General features: G+C 62.3%; 16 protein-coding genes. 15 read left to right on the top strand and 1 reads right to left on the bottom strand.

What is annotated here, in order from left to right; translation table 11 throughout:
- Positions 1-109: 109 nt before the first annotated feature.
- The 9 genes from NKI66_RS26460 (at position 110) to NKI66_RS26420 (ending at position 9,334) form a co-directional block, all read left to right on the top strand.
- Positions 110-1,216 carry an NAD-dependent epimerase/dehydratase family protein gene (locus NKI66_RS26460; RefSeq protein WP_352610921.1) on the top strand — a complete coding sequence of 369 codons (1,107 nt, stop codon included), beginning with the start codon at positions 110-112 and terminating at the stop codon, positions 1,214-1,216.
- Positions 1,213-2,286: an NAD-dependent epimerase/dehydratase family protein gene (locus NKI66_RS26455; protein WP_352753494.1), complete on the top strand. Its 1,074-nt coding sequence runs from the start codon at positions 1,213-1,215 to the stop codon at positions 2,284-2,286. The genes NKI66_RS26460 and NKI66_RS26455 overlap by 4 nt, the downstream gene beginning before the upstream one ends.
- A complete protein-coding gene (locus tag NKI66_RS26450; protein WP_352753492.1) occupies positions 2,283-3,575 on the top strand; it encodes a TIGR04295 family B12-binding domain-containing radical SAM protein in 1,293 nt (430 codons plus the stop codon). The genes NKI66_RS26455 and NKI66_RS26450 overlap by 4 nt, the downstream gene beginning before the upstream one ends.
- Positions 3,560-4,660 (top strand): glycosyltransferase family 4 protein, encoded by a 1,101-nt coding sequence (locus NKI66_RS26445; RefSeq protein WP_352753490.1) that lies wholly within the window; start codon positions 3,560-3,562, stop codon positions 4,658-4,660. The genes NKI66_RS26450 and NKI66_RS26445 overlap by 16 nt, the downstream gene beginning before the upstream one ends.
- A gap of 2 nt (positions 4,661-4,662) precedes the next feature.
- Positions 4,663-5,793, top strand: a complete 1,131-nt coding sequence (locus NKI66_RS26440; RefSeq protein WP_352753488.1) for a CgeB family protein — start codon at positions 4,663-4,665, stop codon at positions 5,791-5,793.
- Entirely contained in the window at positions 5,790-6,884 is a 1,095-nt protein-coding gene (locus tag NKI66_RS26435) for a CgeB family protein (protein ID WP_023809476.1), read from the top strand. The genes NKI66_RS26440 and NKI66_RS26435 overlap by 4 nt, the downstream gene beginning before the upstream one ends.
- Positions 6,881-7,984, top strand: coding sequence for a CgeB family protein (locus tag NKI66_RS26430; RefSeq protein WP_352441957.1), 1,104 nt, complete (start codon positions 6,881-6,883; stop codon positions 7,982-7,984). The genes NKI66_RS26435 and NKI66_RS26430 overlap by 4 nt, the downstream gene beginning before the upstream one ends.
- Positions 7,985-8,007: 23 nt before the next feature.
- Entirely contained in the window at positions 8,008-9,054 is a 1,047-nt protein-coding gene (locus tag NKI66_RS26425; RefSeq protein WP_023809477.1) for a UDP-glucuronic acid decarboxylase family protein, read from the top strand.
- 94 nt (positions 9,055-9,148) lie between these two features.
- Entirely contained in the window at positions 9,149-9,334 is a 186-nt protein-coding gene (locus tag NKI66_RS26420) for a hypothetical protein (RefSeq protein WP_032900517.1), read from the top strand.
- Between the two features lie 9 nt (positions 9,335-9,343).
- Here NKI66_RS26420 and NKI66_RS26415 read toward each other — a convergent pair whose 3' ends face one another.
- A complete protein-coding gene (locus NKI66_RS26415) occupies positions 9,344-11,086 on the bottom strand; it encodes a hypothetical protein (protein WP_352753485.1) in 1,743 nt (580 codons plus the stop codon).
- Between the two features lie 156 nt (positions 11,087-11,242).
- On the opposite strand from NKI66_RS26415, the gene NKI66_RS26410 reads away from it, so the two are divergent.
- From NKI66_RS26410 to NKI66_RS26385, 6 genes are read left to right on the top strand one after another with little or no spacing between them, the layout of a single operon-like run.
- The gene (locus NKI66_RS26410; RefSeq protein WP_127292207.1) at positions 11,243-12,346 is read left to right on the top strand and encodes an inositol-3-phosphate synthase; all 1,104 of its coding nucleotides are present in this window, start codon (positions 11,243-11,245) and stop codon (positions 12,344-12,346) included.
- On the top strand, positions 12,343-12,939 hold the full coding sequence (locus NKI66_RS26405; RefSeq protein ID WP_023809481.1) for a histidine phosphatase family protein: 597 nt from the start codon (positions 12,343-12,345) through the stop codon (positions 12,937-12,939). The genes NKI66_RS26410 and NKI66_RS26405 overlap by 4 nt, the downstream gene beginning before the upstream one ends.
- Before the next feature lie 14 nt (positions 12,940-12,953).
- A complete protein-coding gene (locus NKI66_RS26400; RefSeq protein WP_023809482.1) occupies positions 12,954-14,054 on the top strand; it encodes a CgeB family protein in 1,101 nt (366 codons plus the stop codon).
- Positions 14,054-14,857: a sugar phosphate nucleotidyltransferase gene (locus NKI66_RS26395; protein ID WP_023809483.1), complete on the top strand. Its 804-nt coding sequence runs from the start codon at positions 14,054-14,056 to the stop codon at positions 14,855-14,857. The genes NKI66_RS26400 and NKI66_RS26395 overlap by 1 nt, the downstream gene beginning before the upstream one ends.
- A gap of 2 nt (positions 14,858-14,859) precedes the next feature.
- Positions 14,860-15,621: a TIGR04290 family methyltransferase gene (locus NKI66_RS26390; protein WP_013533206.1), complete on the top strand. Its 762-nt coding sequence runs from the start codon at positions 14,860-14,862 to the stop codon at positions 15,619-15,621.
- The gene (locus NKI66_RS26385) at positions 15,614-16,546 is read left to right on the top strand and encodes a glycoside hydrolase 5 family protein (RefSeq protein WP_023809485.1); all 933 of its coding nucleotides are present in this window, start codon (positions 15,614-15,616) and stop codon (positions 16,544-16,546) included. The genes NKI66_RS26390 and NKI66_RS26385 overlap by 8 nt, the downstream gene beginning before the upstream one ends.
- Position 16,547: the final 1 nt, after the last annotated feature.

Raw genomic sequence — 16,547 nt, 5'->3', positions numbered from 1 at the left:
GCTGCGCCGGCTCCCAATGGGACCGGCCAAAGGAACTTTGTTGAAGCAAGGGAACAAACCTTTTGCCGAAAAGTTCGGGGCGCCGAGGTTACTTGTCTGAGGAGTCGTCGTGAAACGCATATTGGTTACAGGAGGCTGCGGCTTCATCGGCCGGCATGTCGCACAGGAACTCGTCGAGCAGGATTATTCGGTTCGCATCCTCGATGCGCTGCTGGAGCAGGTGCATGCGGGCGAAGCCGTCGCGCTTCCCGCTGGAACCGAGCTGATCAAGGGCGACGTCCGGGACCGAGAGGCGGTCGCCAGTGCGCTGGAAGGTGTCGACGCGGTCATTCATCTGGCGGCGGAAGTCGGCGTCGGACAATCGATGTACGAGATCGCGCGCTATGTCGGCGCCAACGATCTCGGCACCGCAACGCTGCTCGAGGCGCTGATCAAGCACCCGGTCGAACGGATCGTCGTCGCCTCGTCGATGAGCGTCTATGGCGAAGGGCTCTATGCAACGCCAGACGGCCGGCGTGTCGACAATGCTCGGCGCAAGGCGAGCGACATCAGGAGCGGGCAATGGAACCCGCTGTCGCCAGAGGGAGACGCCCTCTCGCCGCTGCCGACGGACGAAGAAAAGCCGGTCGATCTCGCCTCCATCTATGCGCTGACAAAATACGCACAGGAACGCGCCGTGCTGATCTTCGGCGAAGCCTATGGCGTCGATGCGGTCGCGCTGCGCCTGTTCAATGTCTTCGGCGCCGGCCAGGCGTTATCCAATCCCTATACCGGCGTGCTTGCCAACTTCGCTTCGCGTCTCGCCAACGGCCAACGGCCAATGATCTTCGAGGATGGAGAACAGAAGCGCGATTTCGTCCATGTGCATGACGTCGCCCGCGCCTTTCGCCTTGCGCTGCAGCAACGCCAGGCAAGGGGTCATGTCATCAACATCGGCAGCGGCCGCGCCTATGCGATCAGCGAAGTCGCGCGATTGCTGGCCGAAGCCATGGGGACACCGAACCGCTCGCCGGAACTGCTCGGCAAAGCCCGCTCCGGCGATATCCGGAACTGCTTCGCCGATATCTCCAAGGCCCGTGAGCTGCTCGGTTTCGAGCCGGTGCGGCAACTGGAGAATTCGCTCGGCGAGTTCGTTTCCTGGGTGCGTAACACGTCCGCCGTCGACCGCGGCGCCGACATGAAGCGCGAGCTAGAAGAACGTGGGTTGGTCTCATGAACACACGCAATCGACGCGACGCGCCGATCGCCATCATCGGCGGCAGCGGCTTCATAGGAACGAACCTCGCCGACAGCCTGTTGTCGGATGGCGAGCCGGTACTGGTGATCGACAATCTCAGCCGTCCGGGCGTCCAGCAGAACCTTGAATGGCTGGCGCAAAAACACGGTGGTCGCCTCACGGTGGAGACGATCGACGTGCGAGACGCCAACGCACTGGCGCCTGTCTTGATGGTTTCCAGGGCAATTTTCCATCTGGCCGCGCAAACCGCCGTCACCACAAGCTTGGTCGAGCCGGGCGAGGATTTCGACATCAACCTTCGCGGAACGTTCAACGTTCTGGAGGCGGCGCGACTGAGCGGTGAGCGCATCCCTGTGATCTTCGCCAGCACCAACAAGGTCTATGGCAGCCTGCCCGACGTCGCGGTCCGCGAGGACGGCGATTGCTATGTGCCTTGCGACAGCGTCATCCAGGCGAACGGCATCGATGAGGCTCGGGGCCTGGACTTCTGCACGCCCTACGGTTGCTCCAAAGGCGCGGCGGATCAGTATGTGCTCGACTATGCCAAATCTTACGGCATGCCGACGGCGGTTCTGCGGATGAGCTGCATCTATGGACCGCGCCAGTTCGGAACCGAGGACCAGGGCTGGGTCGCACACTTCCTGCTCAGCGCGCTGACGGGACGCCCAATCACCATTTACGGCGACGGCAGGCAAGTGCGCGATATCCTGCATGTCTCCGATGCCGTCGCCGCCTACAGGGCCGTGCTCGATCGCATCGAGACCACCAAAGGCCAGGCATTCAATCTTGGCGGCGGCCCGGAAAATGCGGTCAGCCTGCGCAGGTTGTTGAGCGAAATCCGTAGCCTGACCGGCCATGATCTTTCAATCCGCCATGATGGGGAACGCACCGGCGACCAGCCCTTCTTCGTCGCCGACACCCGCAAGATCAAAACCGCGCTTGGCTGGATGGCCCATGTTTCATGGCGCGAAGGCATCCGCGACCTCGCCGACTGGCTGCGCCGCCATCGGCTCGAGCCTCGCCCTGAAGCCGTGAGGTACGTTGCATGAAAATCGCCCTGGTAAACCCGTCCTGGACGTATGACGACAGCATTTATTTCGGCTGCCGCCAACCGCATCTGCCGCTGGAACTCGGCTATTCGAAGGCCCTGCTCGAAGCCGCCGGACATCAGGTGCTGATGCTGGATGGCCAGTTGCAGAAGCTCGATAATTCCGGTCTCTGCGAGCGGGTGGCTGATTTCGCCCCGGCTATGACCGTCGTCAGTACCGCCCCGACCTATCTGTTCTGGCGCTGCGCACCGCCGGAATTGCGTGTGCCGGCCGATTTCCTCAACCGTCTGGCCGGGCGCGGTGGACGCACGGTCGCGGTCGGGCCGCACGGCTCTGCAACGCCGGCGCCGACCTTGCGCAAGCTCGGCGTCGACATCGTCGTGCGCGGCGAATGCGAAGAAGTCGTCGAGCAACTTGCCCGGCGCGACGATTGGAGCGCCGTGCCCTCAACCGCTTATCTGCGGGATGCCAGGGTTGTTTCGAACGGCGGCGTCCACGCCAGCTCGTTTGTCGATCATCCGCCACTCGAATGGCCAGCGGACTGGATCGCAGCCCATGCGCATCACCATCACAGGTTTGACGACAGTCAGGTCGGGTTCGGCGCGGAAGTGGAGGCATCGCGCGGCTGTCCCTACAATTGCAGCTTCTGCGCCAAGATCGATTTCCGTGATGCCTATCGCCGTCGAAACCACGAAGCGGTGGTAGCGGAGATCGATCGGCTGATTGCCCAGGGTGTCGGCTACGTCTACTTCATCGACGAGATCTTCCTGCCGCAAAAAGCGTTGCTGGAAGCCTTGGTCGATCGCGACGTGAAATTCGGCGTACAGACCCGCATCGATCTGTGGAAGCCCGAGCTGCTGGAATTGCTGGGCGCCGCGGGCTGCGTCTCCATCGAGGCCGGTCTCGAAAGCCTGACCGTCGAAGGCCGGGCAATGCTGGCCAAGCGCTGCCGGCTGGGGACCGAGGAACTCGCCGCGCTGCTCGTCGATGCCAGACGTCACGTTCCATTCGTCCAGGCCAATCTGATCGGCGTGGTCGAGGATGATCCCGCCCTGGTCGAGCACTGGCGAACCCACCTGATCGACCACGGCGTATGGGCCAACGAACCTGTGCCGCTTTACCCGTATCCGAGTTCGCCCAGCTACCGCGAGCTTTGGGGCGAACCCGACGACCTTGCCTGGGAACGGGCCCATGACCACTACCTCGCATCCTTCCAGAAATTCAGTGACATCCAGGAGAGGCGGCCGCGGCCGCTGGCGGAACTGGAGGCGACATGTTGCGGACACTGACGCCGCGCTCGCGGCGCATCCTGATGACCGTCGATGCCGTGGGCGGCGTATGGCGCTATGCGCTCGATCTGGCACGGGAACTTGTGAACGGCGGCGACAGCGTGGTGCTTGCCGGCCTCGGTCCGCAACCGTCGAGGCAGCAGGCCGAGGAGGCGGAGGCTTTCACGACGCTGATCTGGTTGAACACGCCGCCGGATTGGATGACCCGCGACGGCGGCGACCTCGACGCGCTGCCGCGGGAATTGCATGCGCCCATGCGCGACCACGCCATCGACCTTGTCCATTTCAACGCGCCGACGCAGGCATCGGGATTCGATGCGCCATGCCCAGCCGTGGTGGTCTCCCATTCCTGCGTGACGACATGGTTCCACGCCGTCAGGAAACAGCCAGTGGACGGCGCATGGGCCTGGCAGAAGGAGCGCAACAGGCGCGGCTTGGATCGGGCCGACGCAGTCATTGCGCCGAGCCGCAGCCACGCCGACATGCTTGAGACCTGCTACGGCCCGATCGCGCGCCTGCATGTTGTTGCAAATGGCGCTCGTCCCGTCCCGAATGCCGAACAACGTCAACCAGTCGTCTTCGCCGCGGCCCGCTGGTGGGACGAGGGCAAGAATGCGGCGGTGGTCGACCAGGCCGCGTCGCTGACGCAATGGCCCGTCTTTGCCGCCGGTTCGATGCACGGTCCGAACGGCGGGCATACCAGCTTCAGCTATGCTGTTCCTCTGGGAGCACTGCCGTCTCACGAGGTGCGCTCCTTGATGGCGCGCGCCGGTATTTTCGTGTCGCCATCGATCTATGAGCCATTCGGTCTGGCCGCGCTGGAAGCTGCCATGTCGGCAACGCCACTGGTGCTTTCCGACATCGCAACCTATCGCGAACTATGGGACGGGGCCGCGATGTTCTTTGATGCGTGCAATCCGCACGACCTCGCTGCCTGCCTCAATCGTCTCTCCAGCGACGCCGAATTCAGGCGGGAGCTTGGCCAGGCAGCCATGCGACGGAGCCGCCGGTTTACACTGGTCAGGCAAGCGGCGGCCATGCGAGGCGTCTACGACAAGGCGGCCCTGGCCATGGCGGGGCGCTGACCATGCGCTTTCTGTTCTACACCCACTCGGTCGTTTCCGACTGGAACCACGGCAATGCCCATTTCCTGCGCGGTATCATGCGGGAACTGATCGCGCGCCGGCACCAGGCGGTGGCGCTGGAGCCGGCGGACGGTTGGAGCCGTTCGAACCTGGTGGCCGAGAAGGGACCCTTCGCCATCGAACGCTTCCGCAAGGATTTCCCAGAACTGATGCCGGTGACCTATGATGCCGGGTTCGATCACGAAGCCTGGATCGCTGAGGCCGACGTCGTGATCGTTCATGAGTGGACGGATCCGGAGCTTGTCGCACGCATCGGCCGTGCCCGGGCCGCTGGCGGCAACTTCATCCTTCTGTTTCATGACACCCACCACCGGGCCGTATCGGCGACCGAGGCAATCTCGGCGCTGCGGTTGGAGCACTATGACGGCGTTCTCGCCTTTGGCGAGGCCTTGCGCGAGAGCTATCTGCGCGCCGGCTGGGGCAAGCGCGTCTTCACCTGGCATGAAGCCGCGGACGATCGCCTGTTCAAGCCGCATCCGGAGATCAACGTCACGTCCGATCTGGTCTGGATTGGAAACTGGGGCGACGATGAACGAACCGTCGAACTCAGGGAGTTTCTGATCAAGCCGGTCCGCGATCTCGGCCTCGAGGCCACGGTGCACGGCGTCCGCTATCCCAAGCCGGCGCTCACGGACCTAGCCGCCGCCGGACTGCGCTATGACGGATGGATCGCCAATGCCGACGTGCCGAAGGCGTTCGCCGCGCATCGTGTCACCGTCCACATCCCACGGCGCCCCTATCGTGAGGGTTTGCCCGGAATTCCGACGATCCGCATGTTCGAGGCGCTCGCCTGCGGCATTCCGCTGATTTCAGCACCATGGTCCGATGTCGAGCAGCTGTTCAGGCCCGGCGTCGACTTTCTGTTTGCCCACAATGGCTCGCAAATGCGGCAACACCTGCGGGCGGTATTGGCCGATGCGGATTTCGCGGCTTCCCTGGTGACTTCGGGTCTCGAGACCATCCGCTCGCGGCACACCTGCTCGCACCGCGTCGACGAGTTGTTCGGCGTGCTCACGGAATGCACAGCCGAACACACCATCAACAAGACCACCGCAAAGGAAGCCGCCGCATGAAGATGGCATTCTACGGATCGAGCCTCTTGTCGTCCTACTGGAACGGTGCCGCGACTTACTATCGCGGGTTGCTGAAGGCGCTTTCCCAATTGGGCTACGAAATCACCTTCTATGAGCCCGACGTCTACGACCGGCAGAAGAACCGCGACATCGAGGCGCCTGACTGGTGCACTGTGGTCGTATATGAAGCGACCCAGCACGCACTGATGCAGGTCGCGGCACGCGCCGCCAGCGCCGACATCGTCGTCAAGGCGAGTGGCGTCGGTTTCGAGGACGAGGCGCTGCTGCGCGCCGTCCTCGACCACGCCCGCAGCGACGCGCTGGTGGTATTCTGGGACGTGGACGCTCCAGCAACCCTTGCCCAGCTGCGCGACGAACCGGACCATCCGCTCCATGGCGCCCTGCAAGAAATCGACCTTGTGCTGACCTATGGCGGCGGCGACCCCGTCGTCTGGGCCTACCGTGCCATGGGGGCGAACGAATGCGTGCCGATCTACAATGCGCTCGATCCCCAAACGCATCACCCGGTCGCCAGCAATGCGCGTTTCGCTTGCGATCTGGCGTTCCTGGGCAACCGGCTGCCGGATCGTGAGGCACGCGTCGAAGCGTTCTTCCTCGATCCCGCAAGCCAGCTTCCGAAACAGCGTTTTCTGCTCGGCGGATCTGGCTGGGGGGACAAGCCGCTTCCCGCCAACGTCGGCTGGCTTGGTCACGTTGGCACCCGCGATCATAATGCCTTCAACGTCACACCCAAGGCAGTGCTGAACATCAGCCGCGACAGCATGGCCGTAAACGGTTTTTCACCGGCCACGCGTGTCTTCGAGGCGGCTGGCGCCGGTGCCTGCCTCATCACCGACGCATGGCTGGGCGTGGAACTGTTCCTGAAACCAGGCGAGGAGATCCTGGTGGCACGCGACGGCGGCGATGTCGCCGAGATCATGCGCTCGCTGACCTCCAGTCGTGCAAAAGCAATCGGCCAGGCCGCACTTTGCCGCGTGCTGGCCGACCATACCTACGCGCTGCGGGCGGACGTGGCCGATGCCGTCTTCAAACGTCATTTCGAGCAGGGGACCGTGGAGGCAGCGGAATGACCAAGCAATTGAACATCGTCTTTCTCGGCCTGTCGCTGTCCTCGTCCTGGGGAAACGGCCACGCCACGACGTTTCGAGGCCTGCTGAAAGGTCTGCACGAACTCGGCCACCGCGTGACCTTTCTGGAGCGCGACGTGCCGTGGTACGCCAACCACCGCGATCTGCGAGATCCGGATTTCTGCGCCTTGCGCTACTACGAAACCACTGCGGAGTTGCAACGCGACTACGCCCGGTGCCTGGAGCAGGCCGACATCGTCGTCATCGGCTCCTTCGTGCCGGAAGGGCGCGTGGTCATCGACATCGTCGCTTCATTTTGCAAGGGGCGCTTCTGCTTCTACGACATCGACACACCGGTGACCGTGGCGCAGCTTTCGGCCGATGATTGCGATTATCTGAGCTGGCGGCAGATTCCGTATTTCGATGTCTACTTCTCGTTCACCGGCGGGCCGATGCTTGGCCATCTGGTGGAGGAGTTCGGCGCGCGCCGAGCCGAACCGCTCTACTGCTCGGCCGACCCGGAACGGCATCACCGGACCGGCGATCCGATCCGCTGGGATCTCGGCTATCTCGGCACCTACAGCGCGGATCGGCAGGCAACGCTGAACGCGCTGCTGCTCGAACCCGCACGGCATATGCCGGACCGCCGTTTCGTCGTAGCGGGCTCGCAATACCCATCCGACATCACCTGGCCGGACAATGTCGAACGCATCGAACATTTGCCGCCCGCCGATCATGCCGCGTTCTACAGCCGTCAGCGCTACACGCTGAACGTCACACGCAGTTCCATGATCGCTGCCGGATGGTCGCCCAGTGTGCGCCTGTTCGAAGCGGCTGCTTGCGGCACGCCCATCATCAGCGATCGCTGGCCGGGGCTCGACAGCTTCTTTCCCGCATCGGCGATCCACACCGCCGGAGAAACGGACGCTGTCGTCGAGATCCTCTTCGGCGAGTCCGAGCGCACACGCCGGGCCATGGCCCGCCGGGCCCGCGAACGCGTCCTCGCATTCCACACCGGTGCGGCCAGGGCCCGCGAATTCGTGGCGGCGTTGACACAGCCAAGGGCGGCGGCCCTCGATTTCGACATCGGAAGCGCAGCATGACCGGCATACAGGAGAAAACGACGATGCGACAAAAAAGAAACGCGCAAAGGGCAAAGGCAGTGCTTGTTGCCGGCGGTGCGGGATTCCTCGGTTCGCATCTTTGCGAAGCATTGCTCCGCGACGGCTGGCGCGTGATCTGCGCCGACAATTTCCTGACTGGGCGCATGGAGAACATCATCTCGATCATGGACCAGCCGGGTTTCCGATTGATCGAGCAGGACATCTGCCGGCCATTGGATCTCGGCGAGCCCGTGGAGCGTATCTTCAATCTGGCATGCGCTGCCTCGCCGCCGCGTTACCAGGCCGACCCGATCCACACCACGCGAACCTGTGTGATCGGCACGCTCAACCTGCTTGAACTCGCTGCCCACAATAACGCGCGGCTGCTACAGGCCTCGACGAGCGAAGTGTATGGCGATCCGGAGCAACATCCTCAGAAGGAGGACTATGTTGGCCATGTGAACTGCACCGGCCCACGCGCCTGCTACGACGAGGGCAAGCGCACCGCCGAAACGCTTTGCTTCGACTATCTTAGAGCCGGCAAAGCCGACGTGCGCGTCGCGCGCATCTTCAACACCTACGGTCCGAGAATGGATCCGGCGGACGGCCGCATCGTCTCGAACCTGATCATGCAGGCGCTCGAGAAACGTCCTCTGACGATCTTCGGCGACGGCTTGCAGACGCGATCCTTCTGCTACGTCTCCGATCAGATTGATGGATTGAGGCGACTGATGGATATCGATCCCAATCCGGGCAAGCCGGTCAACCTGGGCAATCCCGGAGAATTCAGCATCGTGCGACTGGCGGCGTTGGTAAAGGCGATGACCGGCACCAAATCGGATCTGAGATTTCTGCCGCTGCCGCAAGACGATCCTCGGCGCAGGCAGCCCGATATTTCGCGTGCAAAAGCGCTGCTCGGCTGGACACCGAAGGTGCCCCTCAACGAAGGGCTCAAGCTGACGATCGATTATTTCGCGGCGCTCGAAGGCAGTCGCATCGGCGATCAGATGACAGGCTTTGCCAAAAGGGCGAGACCCGCATCCGGCGGGCTGCAGAACCTTCCGGCATGATGCGAGCCGGCGGTCGAATCTTTCCCGAGATCGTGCGGAACATCCGCCCAAGCTTGTGGTTTGGCGGGAGGACCCGATACGGAGGATCATCCTCATGCAACCCAAGCGACCCGCGAGGGATATCGACCAGATGGCCGAACGCGAAACGGCTGCCTATCTGCGGCGCGCCTCGATCACCTATCTCGAGTGCTGCGTCAGCCTGATGATGACGCATCTCCAGCGGGAGGAAGTGGCCACTATTCTCGAGCAGGAAGCAGACATGTTGCGAAGGCTGGACTGATCGGAACGATCATGCCCGGCATTCGTCCAGGAACCGTATCAGTCGCATCCTATATCGGTCTGCCGTCGCGGCCAGCCTTGCTTTTTCCCGGCCACTTTCGGATTGCGCAGCCGTGCTCCAGAGCCCGAGCTGGAATGCCAAATAGCACGGTTCGAAAAAGCCGATGTGGCCGTTGTCGATGGCAAGCTTCATTTCTTGGACCAGGGTCCTCACATCGCTGTCGGATAGCCCGTACTCGACACGGGCGCCGGCAATGTCCCACTCAATCGGCTGGCAGCCGATCAAATCGTGTGCCCGGCAATGGTCGACAGCATCTGTCTTGAGCACCCTGCCGTCGGCACGAACGAGAAACTCCCACGGTTGTAGCTTTCCGTCGATTTCAACCCGCTGAAGCACATGCGCGGGAGTTTTTTTCGAGAGCCAACCGCGCAACGTCGCCGCGCGTTTTTCGCCCAGGGCTTCCGACGCATTGGAAACAGCCATCTCCGCGAGTGCAAGCAATGATGCACCCGGTTCGCAAGTTCGAAGATTAAGCGCACGCCAGGCCAGGTAATTTGTGAACTCCGCGATCAGCCTTTCCTTGGGCAGCGGCGCCTGATCCATCGTGGTGCCGTCAATCCACCGTTCAACCAGAAAGCCATGGCAAAGCGCGACAACTTGCGATCCGAACCCGGCTTCATGCAACATCGCCGCGGCTCGTTTCTTGCGCAGTCCGGTTTCGCCGAGGCCGGCAAATTTGACGAGCCAGCGGTCACGCCCGGCGGACGCAAGGAATTTGCGCCGCTCGGTACCGCGTGGGCTCGGCGGCCAGCGCCCTTCGTCGGTGTAGTGGGCGGCCCGCCACTCGCCACCAGATAGTTCGGTCAGGCTTAATTCCGGCCTGCCGACCGCCTCGGCCACCCAATCGCGCAGCGTGGGAATTTTCGAGTTTTCGGAGAAGGTGCATTCAAACCCCGTCGCCACATGTTTCGGACAGCGCGACCATGTCTCCCAAGACTCCCGCGACGCTTCGGTGCCCGGGCCGCCTGAATGGCTGGGAAACAGGTGAATGCGGTCCGTATCGATACCCAGTTCACGCAGCCACACGACAACGGCATGCATCGAACTGCCGGAAAGGCCGGGACCCTCGTCGACAACGGCAAAGCGAGCCGACGGATTGTTCTTCCAGGTGGCGATCGACCGCGGATCGGCGTTGACATGCCGGCGGAAGGGATGACCGATCGGACGAACGCTGAATGGCGCCGCCGCGCCAATCGAGGCCGCCACCATAGCTGCCAGTCCAAGGCCAATGCTGCGGACGCCGATCACGCATGTGTTCGCATCGAGACCCGACTTCTGCGCCGCGTCCAAATAGCTTTCGGGATAAAGCGCATAATGCGCATAACCCTCGGCAGAGCCGGTCACAACCTCGGCCTGGCAGTCGAGCCCGGCCAGCAGTTTGAGAAGTCCCGGGTCGATGCCACCGCCGACGTCGAAACCGCTTCGCCACGACTTCGCCACCTCTGCCGCAAGTCCGACCAGCAACCTCGCGCCTTGCTGTTGTCGCGGCGAAAAGATGTCGATGCCGCTGGTTTCGAAGTCGACATCGGCAAGCGCCTGAACCAGCTCCGACACGCTGATGAACAGTCCGACCAATGCAGCGTGGCGTCGGACGCCATGAGACATCCGATCCAGGCTTTCGGCCATTTCACTTGCTGCTTCGCGAAGCTGTTGTGCGTTCTGCGTCTGCTTGTGGTCGCCGTAGACGATCATCGGTCGGTTTTCCAATGCTTGCCGTGCGGCAACGCATCGAATGCAGCTTCGATCCATGCTGTCTCGCGCAATTTTTCGATGGGCGGAGGAACATTCCGGCACGCTGATGGTTCGGCGCCAGGAACTTACCTTTGAACAACATAGGGTGGCGGTTTCGTGGGATCGAAAAAGGTTCGTGTTGGTATCGTTGGTGTCGGCAACTGCGCATCCTCCCTCGTGCAGGGCCTCTCCTTTTACCGTCACGCGAAAAGCAACGAACCAATCCCTGGGCTGATGCATGCCGACCTCGGCGGCTACCATGTCGACGACATCGAGATTGTCTGCGCATTCGATGTCGCCAGGAGCAAAGTTGGCCTCGACGTCGCGGAAGCGATCTACGCCGCCCCCAACAACACGTTCCGCTTTGCCGACGCGTTGACAACCGGCGTTCGCGTCGAGCGCGGACCGACGCTGGACGGGATCGGCAAATATTTGCGTGACGAGATTGAAGAAGCTCCGGAGCCGGTTGCCAATGTCAGCGAGATCCTGCGCGACAGCAACGCTGACGTGCTGGTTTCCTACCTGCCGGTGGGTTCCGAGGAGGCGACCTGCTTCTATGCCGAATGCGCACTCGAGGCCGGCTGCGCCTTCGTCAATTGCATACCCGTTTTCATCGCCTCACGTCCGGAATGGCGCCGGCGCTTTGAGCAGCGAGGACTGCCGCTGGTCGGCGACGATATCAAGAGCCAGGTCGGCGCGACCATCGTGCACCGGTTGCTGGCCAATCTCTTTCGCGAACGCGGCGTGCGCATCGACCGCACCTATCAGCTGAATTTCGGCGGCAACACCGATTTTCTCAACATGCTGGAACGCGAGCGGCTGGAATCGAAGAAAATCTCGAAGACACAGTCCGTGGCCAGCCAGTTCGATGTTCCCCTGGAGCCGGGCAATATCCATGTCGGCCCGAGCGACCATGTGCCTTGGCTCACCGATCGCAAATGGGCCTATATAAGGGTGGAAGGCACGACTTTCGGCGGCGTGCCGCTCAATGCCGAACTCAAGCTGGAAGTCTGGGATTCTCCAAATTCAGCCGGCGTGGTGATCGATGCGGTACGCTGCGCCAAGCTGGCGCTCGATCGCGGCATAGCCGGTGCCCTGACCGGTCCCTGCAGCTATTTCATGAAGTCGCCTCCCGAACAGTTCACCGACGCCGAAGCGCGGCAGCGCACGCTTGCGTTCATCGCCGGCAAGGACGAGCCTTTGCTCGATGCCGCAGAATGACGACGACCTTCTTTCTGATCCGCCATGCGGCACACGACAATGTCGGCTCTTATCTTGCAGGCCGGATGGACGGCGTTTGCCTCGGCGATGCCGGCAAGGCACAGGCAGCGCAGCTTGGCGGCCGCATGGCCCGGGAGCCTATCGTCGCGATCCTGTGCAGCCCGCGTGAGCGTACGCGAGAGACGGCGCTGCCAATCGCGCTAGCCTGCGGTGTCGGGGACATCGCGATCTGCGCCGAACTCGACGAGATCGACTTCGGCGACTGGTCGGGAAAGACTTTCGATGAGCTGAATGGCGACGCCAGTTGGCGAGCGTGGAATGACCAGCGGCAGGAGGCAAGGACACCGAGTGGCGAGACCATGCAGGATGTCCAGCAACGCATTGTGTCGCTGATGGCCGCGGTCCGCGAGCGGCATCAGAACCAATGCGTCGCCCTGGTCAGCCATGCCGATGTGATCAAGGTCGCCGTCTGCACCGTCCTTGGCTTGCCGGCCGGTGACTGCTTTCGCTTCGACATCGATCCCGCCTCGATCACGACGATCGTGTCGGGGGACTGGGGGGCGAAGCTGATCCGATTGAACGAAGTTGCCTGACGAGGATTTGCCGGATGCAGATGGTCATTTTCGGTCTTACCGTCACGTCTTCATGGGGTAACGGCCATGCCACTTTATGGAGGGGACTGATCAGAGCCCTCGCCCGGCGCGGCTGGTCCATTACCTTCTTCGAACGCGACACACCCTACTATGCCGGAACGCGCGATCTCGATCATCTGGACGGCGGCAACGTCGTGCTCTACCCGGACTGGGAGGACATCCGCCGGGTCGCGGAGCAAACGATCAAACGATCGGATGTCGTGATCGTCACCTCTTATTGTCCCGACGCCGTGGACGCCTCGCGGCTGGCGCAGCAGGCAGGGCGCGGAGTGCGGGTCTTCTACGATCTGGACACTCCAGTCACGCTTGCCCGCATCGAACAAGGTGAGCGTCCACCCTATTTCGGCCCCGAGGGTCTTGCGGATTTCGATCTCGTCCTGAGTTACACAGGCGGCCCGGCGATCGACGCGCTAAAGACGGTGCTGGGTGCGCGCTACGTGGTGCCGCTCTATGGGCATGTCGATCCCGACCAACACCGGCCGGCAGCGCCGCGAGCCGATTTCAGGGCCGATTTGTCCTATCTCGGAACCTATGCGCCAGATCGCCAGGCAGCAGTCGAAAATCTGCTGGTTCGCCCAGCTGCGCGCTTGCCGGACCAGCGCTTCGTCATCGGCGGCGCGCAATACCCGCAGGAGTTCCCGTGGAGCGACAACATCTTCTTCGTCAGGCACCTTCCGCCGGCCGATCACCCGGCGTTTTTCTCATCCTCTCGTCTGACGCTGAATGTCACCCGCGAGGCGATGGCGCAAAAAGGCTGGTGCCCTTCGGGCCGGTTGTTTGAAGCAGCGGCATGTGGAGTGCCGATCATAACCGACACCTGGCCCGGCCTAAGCAGCTTCTTCGAACCCGGCAGCGAGATCCTGCTGGCCCACGACACCGATGACGTCGTCGCGGCGCTCGCCTTACCCGCACGAGAACTCGATGCCATCAAAACCCGAGCGCGCGAACGGGTTCTCGACGAACACACCTCTGCCCGGCGCGCGGCGGAGCTGGACCACATTCTAAACGACGCCTTTCAAAGATCTCCCGGCGAACCGATGATGGAAGCAGTCTGATGTTGGGCATCGTGCCCGCTGCCGGGCGCGGCAGCCGCATTCAGCCGCTCGGCTTCTCCAAAGAGCTGCTGCCGGTCGGCAGTCGGATCGATGGGCAGACCGAGCGTCCCTGCGCCGTGAGCGAGTATCTGGTGCGGCGGATGGTGCGCGCCGGCGTCGACAAGATCTGCTTCATCATTGGATCGGGCAAATCCGACATCCTCGAATATTACGCCGCCGGCTATGGTGACGCCGCGGCTCTCTTCGTGGTGCAGCCCAATCCGGTTGGGCTTTGCGATGCGATTTTTCGGGCAGCTCCTCTCGTCGCGCCCAATGAGGTCGTCCTGGTCGGCCTTCCCGACACGATCTGGTTTCCCGAGGATGGCTTCTGTCATTTGCCTGACGATCAGCTTTCATTTCTGCTCTTCCCGGTGGATCGTCCGGAATTCTTCGACGCCGTCATTGTCGATGACCACGAGCGCGTGATCGAAATCCAGGTCAAGCAACAGGATGCCGGCACGAACTGGGTTTGGGGTGCGTTCAAGATGCCGGGCCAGATTCTGCATCAGCTTGCGGCACTCTGGCGCGAGCGGGAATGCCGTGACGAATATATCGGCACGTTGGTCAACGCCTACCTTGCGGCCGGAGGTCAAGCCTCCGGCGTCAAGGCTGGGTCCGCCTATGTCGATGTCGGCACGTTCAATGGCTATCGCACGGCTCTGCGGCTGCTCGAGGACGGCGCCGCACCCGTCCATCACCAAACCGCCACGATTATGCCAGGTGCCCGTTCGCATGTGCCTGTCGTTCCCGGCGAAGGAGCCTGATCATGCTGCATTCCCATGCCGAAATCCGCCGCCGTATCGATGCTCTCGGCCCATGGTTCCACAACATGGAACTGGCGGGTGTCGAAACCGCTCCCAACCATTTTCTCGGCAATTATCCGCTGATCAAATGGCGCAAATTCGCCGAGGCCATTCCCGCGGATCTGACAGGCAAGACGGTGTTGGATATCGGCTGCAATGCCGGTTTCTATTCCATCGAGATGAAACGGCGAGGTGCTGCCCGTGTCCTCGGCATCGATTTCGATGAGGCCTATCTGGCGCAGGCCCGCTTTGCCGCCGAGATCGCCAATTGCGAAATCGAATTCCAGAAACTTTCGGTCTACGACGTCGGCGCCCTGCGCGAAACATTCGATATCGTGCTGTTCATGGGGGTGCTTTATCACTTGCGCCACCCCTTGCTCGCGCTCGACCTTATCCGTGAGCATGTCGCCGGTGACCTGATGATCTTCCAGTCCATGCAGCGCGGCAGCACAGATCTGCCCGAGATGGAAGAGAACTATCATTTCTGGACGCATGACCTGTTCGACCGGCCGGAATTTCCCAAGCTCCATTTCATCGAGCACCGCTATGCCGATGACCCGACCAACTGGTGGATTCCCAACCGCGCCTGCACCGAAGCGATGCTGCGCAGCGCCGGATTTGAAATCGTCCTGCATCCGGAGCAGGAGGTCTATTTCTGCCGCGCCGCCGGCGACCCGGCCAGTGGCGGTCCCGTCTACCCCTCGAAAGGACAGCGCCATGATTGAAGCCGCGATGATCTGGAACGAGCCCAACAACAAATCGCATTGGGACCCGGAACTCGACCCTGATTGGAGCCGCTTTGCCAGGATGGCGATCCTGTCGGCGGACGCAATCGCATCTGAAAACCCGGCTTTGACCAAAGTGCTCGGCGGCATCTCGCCGATAGATCCGGGGTTCATCACCCGCATGAAGGAATTCGGCGTGCTGGATCATGTAGATGCCGTCGCTGTGCACGGCTTTCCCCTCGACTGGAATCTGTGGCAGATCCAGGAGTGGCCGCAGAAGATCGGCGAGATCGCGACCGTCACCGACCTTCCCATCTGGGTCAGCGAAGTCGGCGTATCGACCTTCGGCGCCGAGGAAATCCAAGTCTGGGGGCTCAAGCGCACAGCTGAATTGCTGCTCGGCAATGCGCCACGCATCCAGTGGTACAGCCTCTATGATCTTCCGCGTGAATGGGAAGCAACGACGCGGCACCGCGAAGCCGAGGGCTCGTCTTATTACCGGCATTTCCATATGGGGCTGCTGCGCCAGGACGGCACGCCAAAGCCCGCGCTGGAGGAATTCCTGCGCCATGCACCTGCAATGGGCCTGGTGCAGTGGTTTCATTTCGAAGACCCGCGGCTGGACGATGCGGTCGCCTGGATGAAGCGGCTGGGTGTCACCAATATGCGTACCGGGCTTTCCTGGGCGGACAGCTTTCGGCCGAATGCGCTGGACTGGTTCGACCGGCAGATGGAAGCACTCGCCGATTTCGATGTGACGGTCACCTTCTGCTTCACACCTCAGCACCGCGGAATGATGCCCCACCACACCAGCCCCCCCCTGGTGCCGGAGGAGTTCGCGGAATTCTGTTCAACCATGATCCGCCGCTATGCGCCTGGCATGACATCCGCCTCGCTCCCCACGCAGCGGGCCTCGGCCGCGTGAA

Source organism: Mesorhizobium sp. M0518, assembly GCF_040321125.1.
In the GTDB taxonomy this organism is placed as follows: Bacteria; Pseudomonadota; Alphaproteobacteria; order Rhizobiales; family Rhizobiaceae; genus Mesorhizobium.
Note: the sequence above shows the minus strand (reverse complement) of the source record. Positions and strands in the feature narration are given on the sequence as shown.

Bases quoted from the DNA above. Each gene is read 5' to 3' on its own strand.
- NKI66_RS26455 (WP_352753494.1), top strand. From the start codon at position 1,213: ATGAACACACGCAATCGACGCGACGCGCCGATCGCCATCATCGGCGGC.
- NKI66_RS26450 (WP_352753492.1), top strand. From the start codon at position 2,283: ATGAAAATCGCCCTGGTAAACCCGTCCTGGACGTATGACGACAGCATT.
- NKI66_RS26445 (WP_352753490.1), top strand. From the start codon at position 3,560: ATGTTGCGGACACTGACGCCGCGCTCGCGGCGCATCCTGATGACCGTC.
- NKI66_RS26440 (WP_352753488.1), top strand. From the start codon at position 4,663: ATGCGCTTTCTGTTCTACACCCACTCGGTCGTTTCCGACTGGAACCAC.
- NKI66_RS26435 (WP_023809476.1), top strand. From the start codon at position 5,790: ATGAAGATGGCATTCTACGGATCGAGCCTCTTGTCGTCCTACTGGAAC.
- NKI66_RS26430 (WP_352441957.1), top strand. From the start codon at position 6,881: ATGACCAAGCAATTGAACATCGTCTTTCTCGGCCTGTCGCTGTCCTCG.
- NKI66_RS26425 (WP_023809477.1), top strand. From the start codon at position 8,008: ATGCGACAAAAAAGAAACGCGCAAAGGGCAAAGGCAGTGCTTGTTGCC.
- NKI66_RS26420 (WP_032900517.1), top strand. From the start codon at position 9,149: ATGCAACCCAAGCGACCCGCGAGGGATATCGACCAGATGGCCGAACGC.
- NKI66_RS26415 (WP_352753485.1), bottom strand. From the start codon at position 11,086: ATGATCGTCTACGGCGACCACAAGCAGACGCAGAACGCACAACAGCTT.
- NKI66_RS26405 (WP_023809481.1), top strand. From the start codon at position 12,343: ATGACGACGACCTTCTTTCTGATCCGCCATGCGGCACACGACAATGTC.
- NKI66_RS26400 (WP_023809482.1), top strand. From the start codon at position 12,954: ATGCAGATGGTCATTTTCGGTCTTACCGTCACGTCTTCATGGGGTAAC.
- NKI66_RS26395 (WP_023809483.1), top strand. From the start codon at position 14,054: ATGTTGGGCATCGTGCCCGCTGCCGGGCGCGGCAGCCGCATTCAGCCG.
- NKI66_RS26390 (WP_013533206.1), top strand. From the start codon at position 14,860: ATGCTGCATTCCCATGCCGAAATCCGCCGCCGTATCGATGCTCTCGGC.
- NKI66_RS26385 (WP_023809485.1), top strand. From the start codon at position 15,614: ATGATTGAAGCCGCGATGATCTGGAACGAGCCCAACAACAAATCGCAT.